Source organism: Bacillus sp. MBGLi79 (assembly GCF_002953915.1).
Map to the genome: position 1 here is coordinate 3,354,485 of NZ_CP026521.1, position 22,825 is coordinate 3,377,309.

At 43.2% G+C, this 22,825-nt stretch carries 23 protein-coding genes and 1 other annotated feature; of the genes, 5 read left to right on the top strand and 18 right to left on the bottom strand.

Features of this window, described 5'->3' with window-relative positions; genetic code table 11:
• Window positions 1–14: 14 nt before the first annotated feature.
• Both leuS and C1T29_RS17050 read right to left on the bottom strand, forming a co-directional pair.
• Complete coding sequence (gene leuS, locus C1T29_RS17045) at window positions 15–2,429, bottom strand: leucine--tRNA ligase (protein ID WP_095432466.1); 2,415 nt, start codon at window positions 2,427–2,429, stop codon at window positions 15–17.
• A 109-nt stretch (window positions 2,430–2,538) separates the two neighbouring features.
• Window positions 2,539–2,753: a binding site (T-box leader), on the bottom strand.
• Window positions 2,754–2,855: 102 nt separating this feature from the next.
• The gene (locus C1T29_RS17050; protein WP_003223352.1) at window positions 2,856–3,191 is read right to left on the bottom strand and encodes a DUF4257 domain-containing protein; all 336 of its coding nucleotides are present in this window, start codon (window positions 3,189–3,191) and stop codon (window positions 2,856–2,858) included.
• A 403-nt stretch (window positions 3,192–3,594) separates the two neighbouring features.
• On the opposite strand from C1T29_RS17050, the gene C1T29_RS17055 reads away from it, so the two are divergent.
• Window positions 3,595–4,380, top strand: coding sequence for a YtvA family blue-light photoreceptor (locus C1T29_RS17055; protein ID WP_208945500.1), 786 nt, complete (start codon window positions 3,595–3,597; stop codon window positions 4,378–4,380).
• Between the two features lie 32 nt (window positions 4,381–4,412).
• On the opposite strand, the gene C1T29_RS17060 is transcribed toward C1T29_RS17055, so the two are convergent.
• Complete coding sequence (locus tag C1T29_RS17060) at window positions 4,413–5,606, bottom strand: MDR family MFS transporter (protein ID WP_095432467.1); 1,194 nt, start codon at window positions 5,604–5,606, stop codon at window positions 4,413–4,415.
• Between the two features lie 188 nt (window positions 5,607–5,794).
• On the opposite strand from C1T29_RS17060, the gene C1T29_RS17065 reads away from it, so the two are divergent.
• Entirely contained in the window at window positions 5,795–6,541 is a 747-nt protein-coding gene (locus C1T29_RS17065; RefSeq protein WP_095432468.1) for an LMBR1 domain-containing protein, read from the top strand.
• 36 nt (window positions 6,542–6,577) lie between these two features.
• Here C1T29_RS17065 and bceB read toward each other — a convergent pair whose 3' ends face one another.
• The 12 genes from bceB to C1T29_RS17125 all read right to left on the bottom strand — a co-directional run bounded on the left by bceB (window position 6,578) and on the right by C1T29_RS17125 (window position 17,014).
• On the bottom strand, window positions 6,578–8,518 hold the full coding sequence (gene bceB, locus C1T29_RS17070) for a bacitracin ABC transporter permease BceB (RefSeq protein WP_095432469.1): 1,941 nt from the start codon (window positions 8,516–8,518) through the stop codon (window positions 6,578–6,580).
• Window positions 8,508–9,269, bottom strand: a complete 762-nt coding sequence (gene bceA, locus C1T29_RS17075; protein ID WP_014477722.1) for a bacitracin ABC transporter ATP-binding protein BceA — start codon at window positions 9,267–9,269, stop codon at window positions 8,508–8,510. Before bceA ends, bceB begins: the two co-directional genes overlap by 11 nt.
• A gap of 101 nt (window positions 9,270–9,370) precedes the next feature.
• Window positions 9,371–10,375 carry a two-component sensor histidine kinase BceS gene (gene bceS, locus C1T29_RS17080; RefSeq protein ID WP_095432470.1) on the bottom strand — a complete coding sequence of 335 codons (1,005 nt, stop codon included), beginning with the start codon at window positions 10,373–10,375 and terminating at the stop codon, window positions 9,371–9,373.
• On the bottom strand, window positions 10,368–11,063 hold the full coding sequence (gene bceR, locus C1T29_RS17085; RefSeq protein WP_095432510.1) for a two-component response regulator BceR: 696 nt from the start codon (window positions 11,061–11,063) through the stop codon (window positions 10,368–10,370). Before bceR ends, bceS begins: the two co-directional genes overlap by 8 nt.
• Window positions 11,064–11,159: 96 nt before the next feature.
• Complete coding sequence (gene ytrF / locus C1T29_RS17090) at window positions 11,160–12,470, bottom strand: ABC transporter permease YtrF (RefSeq protein WP_095432471.1); 1,311 nt, start codon at window positions 12,468–12,470, stop codon at window positions 11,160–11,162.
• On the bottom strand, window positions 12,460–13,155 hold the full coding sequence (gene ytrE / locus C1T29_RS17095; protein WP_003229129.1) for an ABC transporter ATP-binding protein YtrE: 696 nt from the start codon (window positions 13,153–13,155) through the stop codon (window positions 12,460–12,462). The genes ytrF and ytrE overlap by 11 nt, the downstream gene beginning before the upstream one ends.
• A gap of 14 nt (window positions 13,156–13,169) precedes the next feature.
• Entirely contained in the window at window positions 13,170–14,147 is a 978-nt protein-coding gene (ytrD, locus tag C1T29_RS17100) for an ABC transporter permease YtrD (protein ID WP_095432472.1), read from the bottom strand.
• A 29-nt stretch (window positions 14,148–14,176) separates the two neighbouring features.
• Window positions 14,177–15,160, bottom strand: coding sequence for an ABC transporter permease YtrC (gene ytrC, locus C1T29_RS17105; protein WP_095432473.1), 984 nt, complete (start codon window positions 15,158–15,160; stop codon window positions 14,177–14,179).
• A complete protein-coding gene (ytrB, locus tag C1T29_RS17110; protein ID WP_024572828.1) occupies window positions 15,154–16,032 on the bottom strand; it encodes an ABC transporter ATP-binding protein YtrB in 879 nt (292 codons plus the stop codon). The genes ytrC and ytrB overlap by 7 nt, the downstream gene beginning before the upstream one ends.
• Window positions 16,025–16,417, bottom strand: coding sequence for a GntR family transcriptional regulator YtrA (ytrA, locus tag C1T29_RS17115; RefSeq protein ID WP_095432474.1), 393 nt, complete (start codon window positions 16,415–16,417; stop codon window positions 16,025–16,027). The genes ytrB and ytrA overlap by 8 nt, the downstream gene beginning before the upstream one ends.
• Window positions 16,418–16,450: 33 nt before the next feature.
• The gene (locus C1T29_RS17120) at window positions 16,451–16,588 is read right to left on the bottom strand and encodes a hypothetical protein (protein WP_003229119.1); all 138 of its coding nucleotides are present in this window, start codon (window positions 16,586–16,588) and stop codon (window positions 16,451–16,453) included.
• Window positions 16,589–16,741: 153 nt separating this feature from the next.
• Complete coding sequence (locus C1T29_RS17125) at window positions 16,742–17,014, bottom strand: YtzC family protein (RefSeq protein WP_014665073.1); 273 nt, start codon at window positions 17,012–17,014, stop codon at window positions 16,742–16,744.
• A 164-nt stretch (window positions 17,015–17,178) separates the two neighbouring features.
• On the opposite strand from C1T29_RS17125, the gene C1T29_RS17130 reads away from it, so the two are divergent.
• Both C1T29_RS17130 and C1T29_RS17135 read left to right on the top strand, forming a co-directional pair.
• The gene (locus tag C1T29_RS17130) at window positions 17,179–18,144 is read left to right on the top strand and encodes a tRNA modification radical SAM protein MnmL/YtqA (protein WP_069840175.1); all 966 of its coding nucleotides are present in this window, start codon (window positions 17,179–17,181) and stop codon (window positions 18,142–18,144) included.
• On the top strand, window positions 18,141–18,725 hold the full coding sequence (locus C1T29_RS17135) for a tRNA 5-(aminomethyl)-2-thiouridylate-methyltransferase MnmM (protein WP_069840176.1): 585 nt from the start codon (window positions 18,141–18,143) through the stop codon (window positions 18,723–18,725). Before C1T29_RS17130 ends, C1T29_RS17135 begins: the two co-directional genes overlap by 4 nt.
• Here the strand turns inward: C1T29_RS17135 and tbcS are convergent.
• On the bottom strand, window positions 18,715–19,818 hold the full coding sequence (gene tbcS / locus C1T29_RS17140) for a tetraprenyl-beta-curcumene synthase (RefSeq protein ID WP_040082058.1): 1,104 nt from the start codon (window positions 19,816–19,818) through the stop codon (window positions 18,715–18,717). The genes C1T29_RS17135 and tbcS overlap by 11 nt on opposite strands.
• A gap of 20 nt (window positions 19,819–19,838) precedes the next feature.
• Entirely contained in the window at window positions 19,839–20,618 is a 780-nt protein-coding gene (gene ytpA, locus C1T29_RS17145) for a phospholipase YtpA (RefSeq protein WP_071581102.1), read from the bottom strand.
• A 48-nt stretch (window positions 20,619–20,666) separates the two neighbouring features.
• Here ytpA and C1T29_RS17150 point away from each other — a divergent pair, with 48 nt between their 5' ends.
• On the top strand, window positions 20,667–21,182 hold the full coding sequence (locus tag C1T29_RS17150; protein ID WP_095432476.1) for a gamma carbonic anhydrase: 516 nt from the start codon (window positions 20,667–20,669) through the stop codon (window positions 21,180–21,182).
• Window positions 21,183–21,433: 251 nt separating this feature from the next.
• On the opposite strand, the gene alaP is transcribed toward C1T29_RS17150, so the two are convergent.
• Window positions 21,434–22,825, bottom strand: a complete 1,392-nt coding sequence (alaP, locus tag C1T29_RS17155; RefSeq protein WP_095432477.1) for an alanine permease AlaP — start codon at window positions 22,823–22,825, stop codon at window positions 21,434–21,436.

Consider the following 22,825-nt stretch of genomic DNA (forward strand, 5'->3'; position numbering starts at 1 on the left):
GATTTTTTCTAGGCTTAGTTTGCCACAATATTGACAAGCTTGCCAGGCACCGCGATGATTTTCCGAATCGTTTTGCCTTCAAGCTGCTCTTTGACCTTTTCATCAGCTTGAGCAAGCTGTTCCAGTTGTTCTCTCGTTGCATCGGCAGGAACCTGTAATTTCGCTTTTACTTTTCCGTTCAGCTGAACAACGATTTCAACTTCATCATCCACAAGTTTTGTTTCATCATATTCAGGCCAAGCTTCGTAGGCAATTGTGCCGGAATGGCCAAGCTTCTCCCAAAGCTCTTCCGCTAAGTGTGGCGCGACAGGAGAAAGAAGCTTCACGAAGCCTTCCATATATTCTTTCGGCAGTTCTGTTGCTTTATACGCTTCATTAATAAAGACCATCAGCTGGGAAATACCCGTGTTGAAACGAAGGCCTTCATAATGGTCTGTGACTTTCATGACTGTTTCATGATACACGCGCTCCAATGTTTCACCAACGCCTTCAACGATTTTGCCATTAAGCTCACCGCTGTCTTCAACGAATAGGCGCCATACACGGTCAAGGAAACGGCGCGCGCCGTCTAATCCTGATTCAGACCAGGCGATTGAAGCATCAAGAGGTCCCATGAACATTTCGTACAATCTCAGTGTATCAGCACCGTGAGAGGCCACGATTTCGTCAGGATTGACAACGTTCCCTTTAGATTTACTCATTTTTTCGTTGTTTTCGCCGAGAATCATTCCTTGGTTGTACAGCTTTTGGAACGGTTCTTTCGTCGGCACTACGCCGATATCATAAAGGAACTTATGCCAGAAGCGGGCATACAGAAGGTGAAGCACGGCATGTTCTGCACCACCGATATACATATCGACCGGAAGCCATTTTTCCAATTTTTCTGGTGATGCCAGCTGATCCGGATTGTGCGGATCAATATAGCGCAAGAAATACCAGCAGCTTCCCGCCCATTGCGGCATTGTATTCGTTTCTCTTCTTCCTTTTTTCCCTGTCTCAGGGTCTGTGACTTCCACCCACTCTTTAATGATCGCAAGCGGTGATTCGCCCGTTCCGCTCGGTTTGATTTCATCCGTTTTCGGCAAAATCAGCGGCAGCTCCTCTTCCGGGACAGCTGTTGACGTTCCGTCTTCCCAGTGAATGACCGGAATCGGCTCGCCCCAATAACGCTGGCGGCTGAAGAGCCAGTCACGAAGGCGGTACGTCACTTTCTTCTCGCCGTTTTTCGTTTCTTCCAGCCAAGCGATCACTTTCTCAATCGCTTCCTGTTTGTTAAGGCCGTTCAGGAAATCAGAGTTCACATGCTCGCCGTCGCCTGTGTAGGCTGCTTCCTCAACGTTCCCGCCTTTTACGACTTCCTTCACCGGAAGGCCGAATGTTTTGGCGAATTCAAAATCACGCTCATCGTGGCCAGGAACAGCCATGACAGCACCTGTTCCGTATGATGCAAGCACATAATCAGCAATCCAAATCGGCAGTTTTTCTCCGTTTACAGGATTGATCGCATACGCTCCTGTGAATACGCCTGTCTTTGTTTTTGCAAGATCCGTACGCTCAAGGTCACTCTTTGATTGAATTTCTTTGATATAAGCTTCAACAGCTTCTTTTTGCTCAGCCGTTGTGATGTTTTCCACCAATGCGTGTTCCGGAGCAAGGACAGTGTATGTAGCGCCAAACAGCGTATCTGGTCTTGTTGTAAACACCGTAAAGGATTCATCATGCCCATCTATAGCAAAATGAACGTGAGCGCCTTCCGAACGGCCGATCCAGTTGCGCTGCATATCTTTAATGCTTTCCGGCCAATCAAGCTCTTCCAAGTCTTCAAGGAGCCTGTCCGCATAGGCTGTGATTTTCAGCATCCACTGCTTCATTGGGCGTCTCTCTACCGGATGGCCGCCGCGTTCGCTCTTGCCGTCAATGACTTCTTCGTTAGCAAGAACCGTACCGAGTGCAGGGCACCAGTTTACAGGCACTTCGTCAACGTAAGCAAGGCCTTTTTCATAAAGCTTTAAGAAAATCCATTGCGTCCATTTGTAATATTCAGGGTCAGTCGTATTGATTTCACGATCCCAATCATATGAGAAGCCAAGCGCTTGAATTTGGCGGCGGAAATTATCAATATTCTGCTTCGTAAACACAGCGGGGTCGTTCCCTGTGTCAAGCGCGTATTGTTCAGCCGGCAGGCCGAATGCGTCCCAGCCCATTGGATGAAGGACATCGTATCCCTGCATACGCTTCATGCGGGACAGAATATCCGTTGCTGTGTATCCTTCAGGATGGCCGACGTGCAACCCAGCTCCAGACGGATAAGGGAACATGTCCAGCGCATAAAATTTTTGTTTTTCATTATTATCAAGAGTGGCAAATGTTTTGTTTTCAAGCCAATATGTTTGCCATTTCTTTTCTATCTCTTTGTGCTGAAAACTCAAAGTAAAAACCTCCTTCTGATTGAATACGGCGTGTATGGTTCAAGTATTGACGGGAAGGAGAGGACTATATTCAGAATATTCCCAAACTAAAAAAAACTCCCTCATCCCTAAAAGGGACGAGAGACTTTCGTTTTCCCGCGGTACCACCCTCGTTAGCGCGGCATACACCGCACTCACTTGATACTTTTAACGCAGTTATGCGTCAGCGGCTTTTCACCGCTGCAACTCTGAGGTGAGTTCGGAAACAAACTTGATTGACTTTCACCAGCCGTCAACTCTCTGCAACAATATCTGTTTCTTACTGCTCCTCTTCATTGTTCTTATCGCAACCGTAATCTAACTGTATTTTATAGAATTCTGTTCATAAGTGCAAGCAGGTTTGTATACAATGGGAATGTACCCTGAACGGGCGAAGATTGAGGACAATTATTCGGGTGGAGTTTTGGTTTGACGTTTGGACTCGGCCGGTTCGCCGCCGCTGTTCATTTCTCTCACAAAGTCAAAACTTCTGAGAACAGCTTCACCGCCGTAGCCTGAGATAATGGATAAGATGACAAGTTGAATTCCTGAATCGGGGTCAGCGGATAGTACAAGTAAAATGGAAGCTGTCATTCCGATAAACCAATCTTCCAAAAATCCAAGGTAGATAAACCGCTTCGTCATTCTGGGCTTCTCCAGCCTGCCTCTCTTTTTAACGTGACCGAGAATCCCCATGATTCCTCCAATTACACAAGCAATAAGTACCTGATGCAGCATCTTCATCATCACCTTCCTAAAGCCCTTATTTCGTAAAGCGACTTCAGGCCATCCAGCCCCCTTAAACGATTCCGATGATTTTCGATATCTACATACTGGCAAATCTGAAAAAAGCTTGTTTCTTCCATTATATGTGAACACATGATCGGTAAGCTTGATGCATTAGATTCATTTTTCACCCAGTGACATTGACCTAGTCACCTATTTAGCATGTCGAAACCTTTCCGTTCATATGTTCAAATTCTGTTCTTATTTTTAGTGTATACGAGGACAAGCCCTAATGACAAACAACAAACTGCGCTTGCTTGAATCAGAACATGTGTTGTGCTAGGGTTACTGTAGAATTCATTTTAAAAAAGGGGAATATCAGGCTTTCGCATAGCAAGCTGACGGCCTAAGGGGGATTTATATGGCTAGTTTTCAATCATTTGGGATACCAGAACAGCTGGAAATCATCAAAAAAGCGCTTGATCACGCGCGAGTCGGTGTGGTAATTACAGATCCCGCACTTGAAGATAATCCTATTGTCTACGTCAATCAAGGCTTTGTTCAAATTACCGGCTATGAGGCCGAGGAAATTTTAGGAAAGAACTGCCGCTTCTTACAGGGGAAACACACAAACCCCGCTGAAGTAGACAACATCAGATCCGCTTTACAAAATAAAGAGCCAGTCACCGTTCAGATCCAAAACTATAAAAAAGACGGAACGATGTTCTGGAATGAATTAAATATTGATCCAATGGAAATAGAGGACAAAACGTATTTTGTCGGAATTCAGAAAGATATCACCGAGCAAAAAGAGTATGAAAAACTTCTCGAGGATTCCCTCACAGAAATTACTGCACTTTCAACTCCTATTGTCCCGATTCGCAATGGCATTTCGGCTCTTCCGCTAGTCGGAAACCTGACAGAGGAGCGATTTAATTCCATCGTTTGCACATTGACGAATATCTTATCAACATCCAAAGATGATTATTTGATCATTGATTTATCTGGATTGGCCCAAGTGAACGAACAAACGGCCGACCAAATTTTCAAGCTGAGCCATCTGCTGAAATTGACCGGAACCGAATTAATCATTACCGGCATTAAGCCTGAATTGGCCATGAAAATGAATAAACTGGATGCCAATTTTTCGTCGCTGAAAACATATTCAAATGTAAAGGATGCCGTTAAAGTGCTTCCGATTATGTAAAAAGATCCCGCTCATCCGGCGGGATCTTTTATTTATGAAGAGATTGATGCATGCTTTTTTGTTTCTTTAGCTGATTTTAGCCGTTTGTCATATAAAAGCGTAGTGGCAATACTGATCAGCAGCAATACCAATAAAGATAAAACAAGAGCCTTAATGCCGTAATGGTCGACAAGCACTCCTCCGAACAGAGGGCCAATCATTCTGCCGCCTGTCGCCGCACTATTGACAAAGCCTTGATAAAAGCCTTCTTTCCCTTTAGGGGCAAGCTGATTGGCAATCGTCGGCACTGCAGGCCAAACAAGCATTTCTCCGATCGTCAGGATCACCATCGCAGCCAGAAACATTGGAAATTGCTTTGCTGTTAACAGCATGCTGAAAGACACAATAAAAATGATAAAGCCGATGACCATTTGCGCTTTTAGCGACTCGGCCCATTTTTTCACCACAAAACCGACAAGCGGCTGGCCAAGCACAATGAGAATTCCGTTAACCGTCCAGAGCACGCTGTATAAGGAAAGAGAGATTCCAATGCTTTGCGTGTACGAAGCAATTGTGGTGGACCACTGAGAATAAGCCAGCCACCCGAGTACATAGCCCCCGCTTAAAATGATGAGCGCGGCAAATTTTGCTTTGCTGTTCACAGCATCATAATCAAGCACAGATGTTTGGGACGCATCTCCCGTCTGAATATTTCGAAATCCGAAATATACGATAAAGAAAAAGACCAGATACAATACGGCATTCGCCAAAAATACATATGAAAACGAGAAAGATGCAACGACACCGCCAAGCGCTGAACCGACGGCCACACCTGCGTTTTGCGCGACATATATCGCATTAAATGCCTTCCTTCCCCCTTCAGGCCATACCGATCCTGCCATTGCGTAGCTGGCCGGAAAAACAACACCGGAGCCAAAGCCCACAATCGTCAGCAGCACAATATAGGCTGGCCAATCATGAAAAAAGACAAGGCCCATCAGGCTTGCTAACGTAATCGCAATTCCAAGCATAATCGATTTAAAGCCGCCAATTTTATCAAACAAAAAACCGCCGCATAAATTTCCAGCTACACTGGCGCCGGAATTCAGCATCAGGACAAGTCCGGCTACTGTTAACGATTTTCCCAAATGGTTATGGATATAAATCGTATTCAGCGGCCATAAAAAAGAAGCACCCGTCACATTGATAAACATTCCAATAACTAATATTTTAAGAGCACGCGGCATACTCATCCCCCTTTCTTCCCTAAAAAAGCTCATGAAAAAAACGAAACCTAAAACGGCTCCGTATGAATCCAGTTATCATAGCACATTCATTCTATCTGTCTATCTCACATTTTTCAACTGATGAGCGTGAAAAAATCTAACAAATATGGTTCAAAAAATGTAAAATAAATAGAAAAAGGGGTAATAATATGGAAATGGTATTAGCATTCTTAGGTTTTCTTGCATGTCTCATTTCGTTTGGATACGGATTGTATCACCTCGCCAGATATGTTTTAAAAAAAGAAAAACGTTTCTCTAAAAAACTTTTTTGGCCGCTTTTGATAGGGGGCCTGGTGCTGCTCTTCACCGGGGCAGGCTTGTCAGAACCTGATGCTGCCGCAGCAAATGCTGAGAAAAAATATTCAGCGCTAAACGCCGAATATAAAAGTCTCACAAAAGAGCATGAGGAACTTGAAAAAGAATATAAATCTGTCAGCTCTGAAGCAAAGAAATTAAAAGACAATACAGAAGATCAAGACAAGCTTGAGAAGCTTGAAAAAGAAAATCGCGAACTAAAAAAGACTCAGAAATCATTAAAAACTGAGTTGAAAGAGCTTCAAGAAAATCAAAAGCAGCTCAAAGAAGATACAAAAACAATAAAAACTGAAAATGAAACACTCCGACAAGATAAAACAAAGCTTGAAAAGCAATTAAAAGAGGCAAATAGCCAAACTGCCAGTTCTCATGAAGACGCTGGAAGTTCTTCAAGCAATACGAATAAAAGTGATGAAACCAAGACAGCTGACAAAGCAGAAGGCTGTCATATCAAAGGAAGCAAAAACGGCATCTACCACACGCCAGGCAGTACATACTATGACCGGACAACCGATCCGGCGGAAATGTTTTGCTCAGTTGAAGAAGCTGAAGCCGCCGGTTACCGGGCGCCAAAACGATAAACAAAAAGCTCCAGAATGTCTGGAGCTTTTTCTGTTTCACAACGACGATTTAATGACCTTCTTATAATAAAGAACTGACAGAAAACCAAAAATGGAATAGAGCGCAGTATATAATACCATCACCATAATCATAGGCGTCCACACCTCTGATCCAAATAAGAACCAGCCGGATTGGACGGCAAAGTAACTGTGGAAGAGGCCGACAACCAGCGGAATGCCGAAGTTGTACATTTGTTTAATGCGTATCCCCTTTATCAGGTCGCCTTGCGTAAAGCCGAGTTTTCTTAAAATTGTATAGCTCGGTTTTTCATCTTCACTTTCTCCCATTTGTTTAAAATAAAGGATACATCCTGATGTGATCAGGAACGTTAACCCTAAGAAGCCAACGATGAACATCACGATACCAAACAGTGATTTTTGCGCAATGCTTGTATCCAGTCTTGATAAATGCTCGTTTTTCTTGTTTACCTGTTGAAAAAGTTCATTTGCTTTTTCCATTTGATCTTTATGTTTCACATTGATGCCAATAAATCTAGATTGCGCCAGCTGAATGCGGGGGTCTTTATCCTTGTCCAGCTGTTGAAACAGGCTGTCATCCACAATGACGGCAGGCATGCCCCCGCTTGTAAACGTATAGGACACAAGAAACTCTTCTCTTAATCCTTTATATTTTAATGGTTCCGTCTCATGCTTGCTTTTCACTTTAATAACACCAGAGTCCTTGAAGACCATTATTTTTTTCAGCAAGTCGGTGTATCCTGAGAAAACGGCTTCTCCAGACGCCACATCGACACCTTTTACATCTTTGTCGCTAACAACAGCAAGCTGCATGTTGCTAGGATCACCCTGCATCTCTTTCGGAGTTCCATCCATGATATTTGCAATGTCAACATTTGCTTGCAGGACAGGGGTTACTTTTGTAACAAACGAGATGTTGCTTTCACTCAAACTGTTTTCAAATAACTTGGCATCTTTCTCGTTCATGAATGAAAAATCAGCCGCTACATTTTGTTCAGCGGTCTTTTCTGACGAGTAATACGAGATGTAAGCAAGAGATAACAGCCCGATCGCGAGCGCTGAAACGGTTGTAATAATCGTCAGCAGCAACGCGTTCGATTTCATTCTGAACATGATCGATGACAGTGACAGGACCTCAGAAATATTTAAGTAGCCGCCCTTGCTTTTTCGAATGATGTTCGAGATAAATGTAACCGAACCTTTATAAAACAAAAACGTCCCGATAATGACGCTCCCCAGAATAAAGCTCATCGCACCAAACAGTTCATTAATGCTCTTGAATTTTCCGCCAAACAGCTCAGAAGACACATAGTATCCTGTCAAAATCAGCACGATGCCTAAAGCGCCGATTATCATTTGGAAAAATGATATTTTCTTCACTTTGTCTTCAGTGGAGGACGTTACTTTAAACAAAGATAAAATACTCTGTTTTTTGATAAACGTATAATTCATGATCATAATCAAAAGGTAAATGCCGCAGAACACAATGACCGTTTGGACCAAGGCCTGCTCAGAAAAATGCAGCTTCGCATCCGCTTTGACATCGACAATTTTGAACAGAATCATCAAGACCAGCTTCGATATCGAAAACCCGGCCGCGACCCCGATCGCTAATGAACCGAAATACAGCATGACATTTTCTGCGCTTAAGATGCGAAAAATTTTATGCTTTGTCATTCCAATTAATTGAAACAGCCCGATTTCTTTGCTCCGTCTCTTAATAAAAATCGTATTGGCATATAAAATGAAGATCGCCACTACAGCCACAAGCAAAATCGAAGCGGTTTTAATAGCCGCGGCTCCCTTGATTGAACCCTTCACTTCGTTAATTGCTGGATCATACTGCAGCGTGACAAAGGCGAAATAAAGCGCCACGCTAAAGATGAGCGCAAACACATACAGATAGTAATTCCGAAGATTCTTTTTCAAATTTCGCAGGATGAGCTGATTAATGTTCATGCTGCACCCCGCCTAACACGCCTTGCGTTTTCATAATATCCTGGAAAAACGTTTGCCTGTCCTGGCCCCCTTTATTCAGCTGTGTATACATTTGCCCGTCCTTAATGAAAATGACTCTGCCGCAGTAGCTGGCCGCGACAGGATCATGGGTGACCATAATAATCGTGGCGTTGCGTTTTTGGTTGAGCTGACTCAGCTTGTTTAATAAATCGGAGGCCGATTTCGAATCGAGCGCACCCGTCGGTTCATCAGCAAAAATAATACTCGGGTCATGAATAAACGCTCTTCCGGCGGATGTTCTCTGCTTCTGGCCGCCGGAAATTTCATTCGGGTACTTATCCCGCAATTCATATATTCCCAGTTCCTTTGCAACTTCCTCAAACTTACGATTGGCTTCCTTTTTTGACAGTTTCGTGATTGATAATGGCAGAAGGATATTTTCTTTCACTGTCAATGTATCCAACAAATTGTAATCCTGGAAGATAAAGCCTAAATGCTGTTTTCTGAATTCAGCCAGCTGCTTTTCCTTCATAGCCGTCATGTCATTTCCATTAATATGAATGGTTCCGTGACTGACCTGATCGATTGAGGACAGTACATTAAGCAAAGTGGTTTTTCCTGACCCGGAAGCACCCATAATACTGACGAATTCGCCCTTTTCAATGTGAAGATCAATGCCCTTCAGCACTTCCTGTTTATTCAGCTTGTTTCCATAACTTTTTCGAATTTTATTCGCTTCTAAAATCATCATTTATGCAGTCTCCTTTATATTGGATAATCTCATTATAAAAAGGAATGCCGGGCTTTTCCTTCGATACGGCGAACAAAAAAGAAAAGCATGTGACATTTTCGTCACACGCTTATGACCCGTTCAAAATGATTCCGTTTCGGAAAGGTTAATGTAAAAACTGTCCCCGCACCGAACTCCGACTCAACATCAACATGAATCAATAACGGCGCCGCTGCTTTTTTCACCAAGTACAGCCCCATGCCAGTGGACGCTTGATTATGGTGATCTGTTGTGGATGTAAACCCTTTATCAAAAATACGAGGTACATCCTTTGGATCAATGCCCCTGCCACAGTCTTTCACTTGGAGCTGCGTCTGTTCCCCTTTTTGAAAGCTTTTGATTTCAATTTCAGAGGCTTCGCTGTATTTCACCGCATTTGTCAGCAGCTGCCTGATGATAAACGCCAGCCATTTTGCATCGCTCAGCACTTCTTCAGCCTCAAGCTGTATGTCAAAACCGACCCCTTTTTGGATACACCACGATTGTAAATCTTTGATTTCCTTGAAAATCAAAGGCTGAAGCTGAATAAATTCTACAGACAGATCGTTTTCAATAAATGAAATGCGTTTTTGATGAAGCTGTTGATCAAGAAGCAGGTGAATACGCAGCCATTCATATGACAGCTGGGATTTCAAAGCTTTTTCTTCCATTCTGTCAATGATTAAATGCATTGCTGTTAATGGGGTTTTGACCTCATGAATCCATGCCATCAGCTCATCTTTTTCATTTTCCAATGCTAAGCGATGCTGTGTTGCAGTCTGCTTCAAGTGTTCCGTTTGCCCGGTAATGCTTCTTTCAACGATTGCTTCAAATGGCGTTTCCGGTTCATTTATGGCAGTCACATCGAGATTGTTTTCCCATGTTTTCAGGCTTTTATAAAACGCGGTTTCTTTCCGATAGCGAAACCATAGGAATATAACAAAAAACAAGATGCACAAATACACCATATAAAAGACATTTTCAAATGATATGGAAGGATCAACAAAAGCTACGACCAGCATTAAAGCCTGCTGAAACAAAAACGCGGCAATCCAGCTTCGCCTTTCGGTAAGGAATGCTTTAATCATAGAACTGATCCTCTTCCTTCGCGATGTAGCCCTGGCCCACCTTTGTCTCGATATATACGCCAAGCTGCAGGGCGTCCAGTTTTTTTCGCAGGCGATTGACATTGACGGTCAGCGTATTATCACTTACAAAACGCTCATCGTTCCACAAGTTTCTGATCAGTTCTTCCCGGCTGACGATCTTGTTTTTTTGCTCTATTAATTGTTTAAGAATGAACATCTCGTTTTTGGTCAGCTCAACAGATCCTTTGTCGTTGCTGACGAGGTTTTGCTCCGCATCTATAGCAGCGCCACACCATGTTTTAATTGCGCTCGGTTCCGTATTATAATGGTGTACACGCCGGAACATCGCTTGGATTTTCGCTATCAGCACATCAAAATGAAACGGCTTTTGAATAAAGTCATCTGCCCCGAGCTGCATGGACATCACCATATCAGCAGGATGATCCCGAGAGGATAAAAAGAGAATCGGAACATTTGACCGGGAGCGGATCAGCCGGCACCAATGAAAACCGTCAAATTTAGGCAGCTGTACATCAATAATGACACAATCAGGATTAACTGCCGCAAATTCCTGCAGCACTTGACTGAAATCCTGAATGCCGTATACATCATAGGACCATCCCGTTAAACGATCCTTGATTTCCTGAAACAGCGATTCATCATCTTCAATCAGCAAAAGTTTAAACAATCGACTCACCGCACTTTTTCCTTTTTTATCAAGTGTATAGCAAAACGCCATCATGCGCTATAGAGAAAGCCGGCTGTCTCAGCCGGCTCGTTTGCATTATAATTCTCTTCTCAACGCTGTCAGCACGTTGGTTTTGGTTGCTTTTCTCGCCGGATTCATTCCGGAAATAACTGCGACCCCTCCGCAAATTACAACGGCAATGATCACTAGGCTCGCCGGGATGTAGGAGAATGTGTAATTCAAATCGCCCGCATCGCTTCCGCTTGTGGCCGCAAGAATCATCGGAACGGCCAGGTTGACAAGGTAGCTCACGCCGTAGGAAATGATAATTCCAATCACACAGCCTAAAATCCCGATATATGCGCTTTCCATCAGGAACATTCGGCGAATGATAGACGGACTTGCCCCAATCGCTTTCATAATGCCGATCTCTTGCGTTCTCTCTGTCACCGCCATCGTCATCGTGTTAAAAATGCCGATCGCTGAAATGATAACCGCGATACATCCGACAAAGATCAGTCCGATTTTGAAGACCATGAAGAAGGTGTTGGCTCCCTCAAGTTCGGTAGTCACTGATGTGACATAGTATCCGTCATCTGTTAGATCCTTTGTCAGCTGTTCCACGTTCTCAAATTTATCAGCAAAAACGCCAATGTTAGTTTCAACGTTCCCGCCTTTAAAATCTAAGAATTCCGAAAAATCCTTTTTGAATTGATCACTGATGAAAATGTTTGAGTCCTCCATCCAGTCTTGAGATGGTTTTTTTGTAATACCGACAATTTTAAAGTCATATGTTTTTGTTTTTGTAACATCGCCTGTTTTAGGATCTGTCTTCGATACACTTAGTTCAATTGTTTTGTTCAGAATGTCTTTCGTATAGCCCTTTGGTTCTTTTATATCTTCTGGATTGCCTTTTGCCTCTTCGATTTTTTTGTTATATTCTTCCGATTCTTTTTTCGTCAATAATCTCTTTGCGAAGTCGTATCCTACTACGATTTCATTTTCCGACTTTGCGACTCTTCCCTTTTCCAATTCCATATTGGCCTTTAATTCATCATTCATATTAGTAAAAATGAGATTTGAGCTTTCATTTGTGCGATTGCCTAAAGTAGCTTTGTTTGGTTCATATACTTGCGTTCTTTCGACAACTGACCTTACGTGATCGTACTTCTCTAAATCAGCTTTTTTAATCGGCTTGTCTCCTTCCTTGCCCATTACACTGACTTTCGTTACAATCTGCTGGCTCATTGTCATATCTGTAATCGTCTTTTGAATCCCAAATCCAACCGACGACAGCACAACCAAAAACGCACACGCCATTGTTGTCGCAAGAATCGTCATAAAGACGCGAAGCCTGTTTTTCTTCATATTTCTTCTGATAAAATGAACCTGATCCTTAAACCTCAACGGTAATTCCCCCTTTTAGCACACCATCATGGAGCTGAAATTTTGAATGCCCGATAGAAGCGACTTCATCATCGTGAGTAATGATCACAAATGTAATGCCGCGCTCGCGATTCAGCTGCTGGATCAATTCCAGCACTTCATGTTCCGTTTCCGAATCAAGGCTTCCCGTCGGCTCATCCGCTAAGATAATCGAAGGATTTAAAATCAACGCTCGAGCAATACTGACACGCTGCTGCTGGCCGCCTGACAGTTCATTCGGATAATGAGCGGCGTGGTTTTCCAGACCGACGCGTTTCAGCATGTCCTGCACCTTTTGCTTCCGCTCAGAAGGCTTGATTCCTTTTAACGCCAACGGCATTTCAACATTCTCATACGTCGTTAAACCCGGAATGAGCTGAAAGCTTTGGAAAATAAACCCGAAATGGTCAAGCCGAAATTGCGCCCATTCCTTTTCATTAAACCCCGTAACATCAGTGCCATTAATGACAATCCGCCCTTTTGTCGGCGATATGTAGCCGGAAATCAAATTCAAAAGCGTTGATTTCCCTGATCCGCTTCGCCCGACAATACAGGCGATTTCCCCTTTCGCCACGCTTAATGAAACATCCTTCAATACTGGAACTTCATTCTCACGGCCCTTTTTTCCGATCGTGAAAGAATGGTCGATATGCTGAACATCTATCATATGTTCTCTCTCCCTTACAAAAGTTTTGTTTTTTTATAAATCGCAAAATAACTAATCAAGAAACCGATTACCGCACCGGCAGCCATGCCAATGAGATAGCCTGTAAAGCTCTCGCTGGCGGAAAATCCAAAGTACCCAAAGCCCATGATTCCTATGATAATAACGATGATCTGCACCGGACGGTCAAGCGGCTTCCATAAGAAGAAGTACCCGTTTCTTTCATTAGATAGTTTGACAAAACTAATATAGCCGATGATGTAGAAGATGATAGTCATGATAGCCGGAATCACTAAATAATATGGTGAATTCTCAACCCATTTCGCGTCTACATAGATTATCGGAATGAAATACTGCACCCATTTGGGTACTGGACCATGGATAAAATCTATTGATCCGCCAAAAAGGATCTCAAGGTTGATCGCAGGCAGGCTGATGAGCAAAAATGGCGAAATGGCCACGGTAAATGAGACCAAAAGCTGGGCAAAAATATTGCCTGTCAGAGCTCCACCCGCCATAACAAGCGAATAAGCCAGCATGCTGACAATGATCATCCCAAGGCTGTAATTGTGAAAATAAACGGCCTGATCTGGCTTCAAAAGCATGATCAGCAAAACAGACAAAACGTAACCTATGAGCTGCGGCACCACAATCACCATTCCGCCGGTAAAGAACTTCGCATGAAATATCTGCCCTCGTGTATATGGAAGGCTTAATGTAAAATCAAAGAAGCTCTTGCTACGTTCAATCCCAAGCTGGCTAACTGCCAAAACGACTCCCCAAATCCAAAAAAATGAGATAAATGTGCCGTTTAAATAATCAACACTGAATACGCAGGGACCAACCCAATTTTCTTTTGAGGTGACACAGCCTTGATAGATGAGATACATATTTATAATTGATAAGGGATTACCTAGTATAAAAACCAAAATGGTGATAACTAAGGCGACTTTATTTTGTTTCCACTCTTTATAAAACAGTCCGGAATCCGGCAACTCACTTCCCTCCAAACCTAAGGCATTTCTTACACTTTTGTTTTCTTAAATATAGAGAAGTAGCTCACAAAGAATCCAACTACAGCTCCAATAATCATCCCAAAAATATAACCAATAATGGAATGTCCGGCAGAATATCCAAACAAACCAAATCCAAGAATGCCAAAAATGATAACCAAAATTTGTACCGGACGGTCTAATCTCTTCCAAAGAAAAAAGTATCCGTTTCGCTCACTTGGATGCTTTTTAAAGCTTATATAGCCAATCAAGTAAAACAGAATGCTCATGGCAGCCGGAATGAATAAAATATATTTACTGTTGGTAAGCCAGTCATTCGAAACATAAACAAGGGGAAATAAATACATGAGAGCATTTTCCAATCCATAATAAGATTCCATCGAAGAGAAAATCTCATATATATGAAAATCAAAAACAATTTCCAAATTGGTAAGCGGCAATGCAAGGATTAAATACGGCAATATCCCGGCAGAAAGTGCAGTTAATAGCTGGGCAAAAGCATTTCCAGTTAACGCTCCGGCGGCCATTACCAGTGAGTAAGCCATAAAGCTAATCACGATTACTCCAACGCTGCTGTGCTCAAAAAAGTAGACGTGTTCAGGGTTATAGACAAGAATCAGCAGCCACGCAAATAAAAAGCCAATTAATTGCGACACCACAATGACAAAACCGCCTAACCAAAATTTCGTCTGAAAAATTTGGCTTCTGTTATATGGAAGGCTTAAAATAAAATCCATCGTGCCTTTTGAACGTTCCATTCCCAGGAGACAGACCGCCAATATGACACCCGGCATCCAGTTGATATCCATCAGATTACTTTTATAATTCACAATAAAATTACAATATTGCGTGTATTGGTGATCAAGACATCCTTGATAAGACAAATACGTATTCACAATAGAGAGCGGATTTGCCAACACTAAAAACACGATACTTAACAAAATCACCACTTGATTCTGCTTCCACTCTCGATAGAGGAGACCTCGGTCTACCATCTCCGCTTCCCTCCAAACTTCGCAATGAACACTTCTTCTAAGTTGACAGGAAGCTCATTCCATACTTTTGGCTTCAGCTCTCTCAAAAAGCTCTTTTTCTCCTCGTCGCTTTTCGGAATCAGCACCGTATAGAACACGCCGGCCTGATCGAGCATCGGAATGTTTTGCTCCCTGATCGCCAGATTGACATCTGTGTCAAACGCCATTTGAATTTTGATGTATTCTTCTTTTAATTCATCAAGATCCATTACATTTGTCAGCCTGTTATCTTCGAGAAAACCAATTCGGTTGCACATCCGCTCTATGTCCTCAAGCCGGTGGGAAGTGATCAGGATGCTCGTATCACGCTCTGCCACTTCATCGACCATAAGCTGCAGCACATCATGCCTTGTCACTGCATCTATTCCGTCCGTCGGCTCATCCAGAAGAATCAGCGCCGGTCTCGCCGCAAACGACAGAACGAGCGATAGCTGTTTTTTTAAGCCCGTCGACAGTTCGCGATATTTTTTCGTTTCCGGAATTTCGTACCTGTTCATCAGCTCATTCGCGTACGTGACATCAAATTTCGGATAGATTCTTCTCAAAATATCGACTAACTGCTTGTATGTATACTTATCGTAAAACGGATTTTGAACAGGCATGTAGATGATATTTTGTTTGACCTTCGGATGCTTTTTGATTTCTACGCCGTCAAATAAAATTGTCCCGCTGTCTGCGAAAATGATTTGCTGGATTAAGCGGAGCATCGTTGTTTTTCCTGATCCATTGCGTCCAAGCAATCCGAAGATTTCTCCTTTTTCGATTGTTAATGAAACATCTTTTAATACTTGATTGCCGTCAATCGTTTTTGACAGCTGCCGCAGTTCAATCATTTTCTTTGCCTCCCTTCACATCAGCACTGATTTCCTTTATCCATTCTTGCAGTTTTTCCAGCTCAACCCCTGCATAGTGTGCATCGATGATGAGCTGTTTGAGTTGCTCTTTAATCATCGCCATCTTCCCTTCAACCAGTGTCGTTTTTGCATTCTCCGATATATAGGTTCCTCTGCCCCGCAGCGTCTCAATAATTCCCTCTCGCTCAAGCTCTTTGTACGCTTTGCTGACAGTGTTCGGATTCGCAATAATGATCGTCGCCAATTCTCTGACAGAAGGAAGCTTATCACCAGGCTTCATGATCCCTTTCAAACAAAGCTCTTTCATTTGCTGAATAATTTGTTCGTAAATGGGTGTTGAGCTTCTTGGATCGATTTGAATCATTTACTTCCCTACTTTCTATACGATCTGAACCTTTTACAGATAAAAATGATCAATGATACTTTTTTGCCATTCAAAACCGATCATCACGAGAACAAGAAAAAAAGAACAAGCGATCACAGATGCCGCAATCAGCATTGGCACGTTACGTTTGTTTCGTTTTTTATGTTTCATAACTGCCTCCCTTAATTTCAATATATAATGGTGTTACATCAGTGTCTATAGTGTATTACTTCAATTAGTACACTTAATACAATAAATACTTTGGCACTTAAAGTCAATCCTTTTTTTACAAAAAAACGGACCCTTATGAAAAGGGTCCGTTTCCTACACATCAAGAGGGTGCTGCAGGATCATATTATTTTGCAAAGCTTGAAGCTGAAGCCTCATTCTGTACAGCTGTTCTCTCTGCTGATCATTTGACGACAGCCATAACTTATTCAAGGCATTTACCGCATCTTCAAGCTGCATTTGCGCATCACTATATTCTTGATCATTATAATGCTCTTGTTTAGAAGCGATTTTCAGCTGTTCTTCAGCATAATCATACGCCTGCATACATTGCTGGAGATGTTCATCTACTGATTGTCTTGTTGCCACAGTAACCCCTCCTCTTGGTAATGGAAGTCATCCATCATTCTTATTGTAGCCTCATCTGACTTTGTTCAATAAAGTAATTTATGGTCGATATTCATTTGTTCTCTTGTGAAATGCGTGCTACAATTTTAGGATGCAATCGTACGCAAGGAGGCACATGAATTGTAATGCAGAACAATCCTTTTCCTTATTCAAATACGGAAAAACGCTATCATACATTGAATTATCATCTTAGAGATCATTTCGGCCATAAGGTGTTTAAAGTGGCGCTTGACGGCGGCTTTGACTGTCCAAACCGAGACGGCACCGTTGCCCACGGAGGCTGTACTTTTTGCAGCGCAGCAGGCTCCGGTGATTTCGCCGGGAACCGGGCCGATGATTTAATAACGCAATTCCATGACATCAAAAACCGCATGCACGAAAAATGGAAGGACGGCAAATACATCGCTTATTTTCAGGCTTTCACAAACACTCACGCCCCGGTTGAGGTGCTTCGTGAGAAATTCGAATCTGTCCTCGCCTTAGATGATGTGGTCGGCATTTCGATCGCCACACGCCCGGACTGTCTGCCTGATGATGTCGTGGACTACTTGGCAGAGCTGAATGAACGCACGTATTTGTGGGTGGAGCTTGGGCTTCAAACGGTTCATGAACGGACTGCACTTCTGATCAACCGCGCACATGATTTTAATTGCTATGTGGAAGGCGTCAATAAATTAAGAAAACACGGCATACGTGTCTGCTCGCATATTATCAACGGACTGCCTTTGGAAGACCGGGACATGATGATGGAAACGGCAAAGGCCGTCGCAGATTTGGACGTCCAGGGCATTAAAATCCATCTGCTTCACCTACTGAAAGGCACGCCGATGGTCAAGCAATATGAAAAGGGAAAACTGGAATTCCTTTCTCAAGATGATTATGTGCAGCTCGTCTGCGATCAGCTTGAGATCATTCCGCCGGAAATGATCGTCCACCGCATTACAGGTGATGGACCGATTGAGTTGATGATCGGGCCAATGTGGAGCGTCAACAAATGGGAAGTGCTTGGCGCCATTAATAAAGAGCTGGAAAATCGAGGCAGCTATCAAGGAAAGTTCTTTCAGCGGCTTGAGGAGGAATCAGCGCTATGATATTGAAGAAAATTCTTCCTTACAGCAAAGAACTGCTGAAAATGGCCGCAGGAGAAGGAGATATCGTTGTAGATGCAACGATGGGCAACGGACATGATACACAGTTTTTAGCGGAGCTTGTCGGTCAAAACGGCCACGTGTACGCTTTTGACATTCAAGAATCAGCCGTGGCCAATACACAGGAACGGCTCGGTGAGACTTATCAAGCGCGAACAACATTATTTCACAAAAGCCATGACAAAATCGCTGAATCCCTTCCGCCTGAAACACATGGCAAAGTGGCGGCCGCGGTATTTAACCTCGGTTATTTGCCGGGCGGGGACAAATCAATTACAACAAACGGCAGTTCTACGATCAAAGCAATTGAACAGCTTCTCAGCATCATGAAAGACGAAGGCCTGATCGTTCTCGTCGTCTATCACGGCCACCCGGAAGGCAAAGCGGAAAAAAATGATGTGCTTGAGTTTTGCCGGGACTTGGACCAGCAAACAGCCCGTGTATTAACATACGGATTTATCAATCAGCAAAATGACCCGCCATTTATTGTCGCCATCGAAAAAAAAGCTCAGATCAGCAAATGATTTGAGCTTTTTTCTTTGAGTTTTTCATCCAGGACATTTTTTGAAATTTCCGGTAGGCTCTGCCGTTGATATAAAAGAAAAAGGAAGTTTTTCCGCTGGCTTTGATCAGCTTCCTTGCGAGCCGGCCCATTTCCTTTTGGCCCGCCACTTTATCATCCGACAAATAAACGCCAAGCAAGCCTCGATTGATTAAACGATGGAAGTTTTCATGCGGAATGCCTTGTAAATGCTCGTCGGCTTTATGGATAAAGTGTTCAAGCCGATTCATCATCTCTTCATGAGACTGATAATACGAGCAGAAATTCAAGTCTCCTTCCAGCAAGTCCTCCTCTTGATCAATCAAATAATCAAGCAGAATATGAAGGCCCTGTATGTAAGGAAAATAACTGTCGCGGATTTTTTTAGCGGTGCTTTCTGTGAAATCAGGCTGGAACGAATACGCAACTAGACAGAAAATGCCTAATGTTGAACCTGCACAGGCTGAAAATTCATACCATTCCATCTCAGGGAGCTCTGATTCATATTGAGTAAACCACTTTTCAAGCCGCGGAACACGTTCATGCTCAATGACATGCTTATGCACCTGCAAATCGCAATAATAGCCGCACAGTTCAAGCAGATAAGGTTTAATCATGTCATAGTGCTCAATGGAGCCGAGAACACGCTGGCACGTTTTGACCAGTTCATGCAAATATCCGCTGTCATCCTGTTCTTCTCTGAATTGATAATAGTTTTGGAGTTCAGCCCCCACTGTCAGTGCGTCCTGCATTGAGGCATGAAGCATCCGAAAGTCCTGCGGGTCAAGTGAGGTGCTGCGGTCACACAGATTGTCCAAATAATCACTAATCGTTTGATACGCGATGATAAACTCGACACATTTCTGTTTTTGGCTGCCTGACAATAAAGCCAGTATTCCGCCGCCTTCACAGTGAAACGTTTTGTCTCGAATACTTGCGGTTGCCTGCGCTTTTAACTCACTGTTATGAATCGATTCTGATTTTTGCTTCCATATGTCCAGCTCTTGATGAACGAGCGGAAAAATATCTCGATATACCTTTGCCATCAATCCAAAAGGATGTTCCGGTACTGTCAACACATGCACCCCCAACTAGTTCAAATATATTGATCAGTAAACGCTCTCGCTGCTTTAAAGACTTCTTCTCTTTCGGGTTCATTAAAGATCTCATGGTAAAGCCCTTCCCACTCTCTGTACGCTTTATTATGAGAAGCAACTCCATTAAACCACTTGATGACCATCGTTTTATCAACAAGCTTGTCATCACCGGCCTGCATCACAAGAAGCGGCACTTTCAAAAATGCATCTGTCGGCACCATCGCTGACTCAATTGTCTTTAAAAGCTCTCTGTACCATCTGACAGAAACTTTCCTGACGTATAACGAATCATTTTGGTCAGCCTCGATGACATCCTCATTGCGCGTCGCCATATCAATTGATAATCCCGAATCAACCTTAAGCGACGGAGCGATGACATTCAGGCCTCTTGATGCAAGGTCAAGCGCTTTATTGACTTTAATTTGCAGTCCGAGACACGGTGATGATAAAATAATTCCCGTAATGCGGGGATTTCTTTGTTGTTTAAACCATTCAATCGCGACCAGACCGCCCATGCTGTGACCTAAAAGAAAAACCGGCAGATCAAAGGTTCGCGCTTTATCTATCCAAGCATCTACTTCATCAATGTATTCTTGAAAAGAGCGAATATGCCCTCTTGCCCTTGTCGTTGTTCCCTGTCCAGGCAAATCGCCCATGACAACGTGATAACCCGAAGATCGCCACATTTCAATCAGCCATTTATATCGTCCGTGATATTCACTTGCCCCGTGAATGATTACAATCACTGCAACAGGTCTGTCTGCTTTCCAGGTCCACATGCTCTTCACCTCATACGAAATTTAAATAGAGAAAGAAGGATGAATCTTATGATCTACCCTTATAAGGAACACATGCCAGATATCCACCCAACAGCCTTTATAGCTGACAATGCAACAATTATCGGTGATGTCGTGATCGGAGAACAGTCCAGCGTTTGGTTTTCTGTTGTCATAAGGGGAGATGTTGCGCCGACCAGAATCGGAAACAGAGTCAATATCCAAGATTTGAGCTGCCTCCACCAAAGCCCGAACAAGACGCTGCTCATTGAAGATGACGCCACGATAGGCCATCAGGTTACACTTCACAGTGCTGTCATCCGCAAGAACGCCTTAATCGGCATGGGCTCAATCATTTTAGACGGAGCCGAAATTGGCGAAGGCGCCTTTATTGGTGCCGGCAGTCTGGTCCCGCCCGGAAAAATTATTCCGCCTGGCCATCTCGCCTTCGGCCGCCCTGCAAAAGTCATCCGCCCTTTGACGGAAGAAGACCGAAAAGATATGCAAAGAATACGGTCAGAATATGTAGAAAAGGGCCAATATTATAAATCACTTCAACAAACATAAGACCTGCTTCGTCTTACTTTACCATTTTTCAAATTATATTTGAAAGCAATAACCATCGTTAACCCGGACGTCATGACGGTTCGGGTTTCAATTTTTCCATAAAACGTTCACATGTCGCATTAAACATATAAACGTATGACTTTTATCTTATCACAAAACTGTAAAAAGCCTCTGCAAAAACACATACCTATTCTTTCCTGTTCTCTATTTTCTATGAGCACACAAAAAGAGCCCACTGGGAGCTCTTTTTGTCAGCTGATATTTCGTTCACTGTCATTAGCCGCATTTTTTTTATGAAAACCTTTTCCATAGTACACGGCAAGCAAGATGAGAAACCATATCGGCCCGATAATCACGGCTACTCTTGTATCAGGGCTGTAAGCCATAAGAATGACGACGAATGCCAGAAATGCCAATGACACATAAGACGTAAACGGAAAGAAAGGCATTTTATACTTTAAGTGTTTCTTTTCTTCGGGCTTCAAACTTTTCCTGTATTTGATTTGAGAAAGCAAAATGATTGCCCACGTCCAAATCGCTCCGAACGTCGCAATACTTGTAACCCAAGTAAATACCTTCGCAGGGACAACGTAGTTTAACAGCACTCCGACTAATAAAGCGCCCGCTGAAGCCAGAACAGCTTTACCCGGGATGCCGCCTTTTGTCAGCTGACCGTATGCTTGTGGCGCCTCTCTCTGTTCCGCTAAGTTAAACAGCATCCGCCCTGTGCTGAAAATACCGCTGTTGCATGAAGACAGCGCGGCCGTCAACACGACAAAGTTAATGATGCCTGCAGCTGATGGAATACCCACTTTTTGGAATGTGAGAACAAATGGGCTTCCCTGGGAGCCAATTTCCTGCCACGGATAAATAGACATAATGACAAATAAAGCGCCTACATAAAAAATCAAAATCCGCCAAAATACTGTATCGATTGCTTTGGCTAACGATTTTTGCGGGTTTTTTACTTCGCCAGCCGTCACCCCGATCATTTCAATCCCTAAATAGGCGAACATCACCATTTGAAGCGACAATAAAACCCCTTTTATTCCATGAGGGAAAAATCCTCCGTTATTCCATAAATTGCTGATTCCGGTTGCAATGCCCCCATTGCCGACTCCTGCAATAATCATCAATAAACCGACAGCAATCATAGATAGGATCGCGACAATTTTAATCAATGCGAACCAAAATTCCAGCTCGCCGTAAGCTTTGACAGCCAGGAAATTAACACCCGTCATAATGATCAGCGCCGATAATGCCCAAATCCAGTTTGGCACATCAGGAAACCAGAACCCCATATAGATGCCGACAGCAGTAATTTCAGCCATACAGGTGACAACCCATAAAAACCAGTAGTTCCACCCTGTTAAATAGCCTGCAAGCGGTCCCAAATAATCACGCGCATACCTGCTGAAGGAACCGGCAACCGGTTTTTGAATGGCCATTTCCCCAAGCGCTCTCATAATAAAAAACATGACCAGGCCGCTTGCGGCATATGCTACCAAAATACCTGGCCCTGCTAACTGAATAGCTGATGCGGAGCCGAGGAACAACCCCACTCCTATGGCAGCTCCTAAAGACATTAAAGAAATATGCCTTTCTTCGAGTCCGCGGTGCAGCTCTTGTTTTTGTTTTTGCAT

What these genes read in the sequence shown, in the direction of transcription:
- ytrB (WP_024572828.1), bottom strand. Translation starts at nt 16,032, where the DNA reads ATGATTGAACTGCGGCAGCTGTCAAAAACGATTGACGGCAATCAAGTA.
- ytrA (WP_095432474.1), bottom strand. Translation starts at nt 16,417, where the DNA reads ATGATTCAAATCGATCCAAGAAGCTCAACACCCATTTACGAACAAATT.
- alaP (WP_095432477.1), bottom strand. Translation starts at nt 22,825, where the DNA reads ATGCAAAAACAAAAACAAGAGCTGCACCGCGGACTCGAAGAAAGGCAT.
- C1T29_RS17150 (WP_095432476.1), top strand. Translation starts at nt 20,667, where the DNA reads ATGATCTACCCTTATAAGGAACACATGCCAGATATCCACCCAACAGCC.
- C1T29_RS17130 (WP_069840175.1), top strand. Translation starts at nt 17,179, where the DNA reads ATGCAGAACAATCCTTTTCCTTATTCAAATACGGAAAAACGCTATCAT.
- C1T29_RS17055 (WP_208945500.1), top strand. Translation starts at nt 3,595, where the DNA reads ATGGCTAGTTTTCAATCATTTGGGATACCAGAACAGCTGGAAATCATC.
- bceS (WP_095432470.1), bottom strand. Translation starts at nt 10,375, where the DNA reads ATGATTAAAGCATTCCTTACCGAAAGGCGAAGCTGGATTGCCGCGTTT.
- C1T29_RS17120 (WP_003229119.1), bottom strand. Translation starts at nt 16,588, where the DNA reads ATGAAACATAAAAAACGAAACAAACGTAACGTGCCAATGCTGATTGCG.
- bceB (WP_095432469.1), bottom strand. Translation starts at nt 8,518, where the DNA reads ATGAACATTAATCAGCTCATCCTGCGAAATTTGAAAAAGAATCTTCGG.
- ytrE (WP_003229129.1), bottom strand. Translation starts at nt 13,155, where the DNA reads ATGATAGATGTTCAGCATATCGACCATTCTTTCACGATCGGAAAAAAG.
- bceA (WP_014477722.1), bottom strand. Translation starts at nt 9,269, where the DNA reads ATGATGATTTTAGAAGCGAATAAAATTCGAAAAAGTTATGGAAACAAG.
- C1T29_RS17060 (WP_095432467.1), bottom strand. Translation starts at nt 5,606, where the DNA reads ATGCCGCGTGCTCTTAAAATATTAGTTATTGGAATGTTTATCAATGTG.
- C1T29_RS17135 (WP_069840176.1), top strand. Translation starts at nt 18,141, where the DNA reads ATGATATTGAAGAAAATTCTTCCTTACAGCAAAGAACTGCTGAAAATG.
- C1T29_RS17065 (WP_095432468.1), top strand. Translation starts at nt 5,795, where the DNA reads ATGGAAATGGTATTAGCATTCTTAGGTTTTCTTGCATGTCTCATTTCG.
- ytrC (WP_095432473.1), bottom strand. Translation starts at nt 15,160, where the DNA reads ATGGTAGACCGAGGTCTCCTCTATCGAGAGTGGAAGCAGAATCAAGTG.
- C1T29_RS17050 (WP_003223352.1), bottom strand. Translation starts at nt 3,191, where the DNA reads ATGAAGATGCTGCATCAGGTACTTATTGCTTGTGTAATTGGAGGAATC.
- ytpA (WP_071581102.1), bottom strand. Translation starts at nt 20,618, where the DNA reads ATGTGGACCTGGAAAGCAGACAGACCTGTTGCAGTGATTGTAATCATT.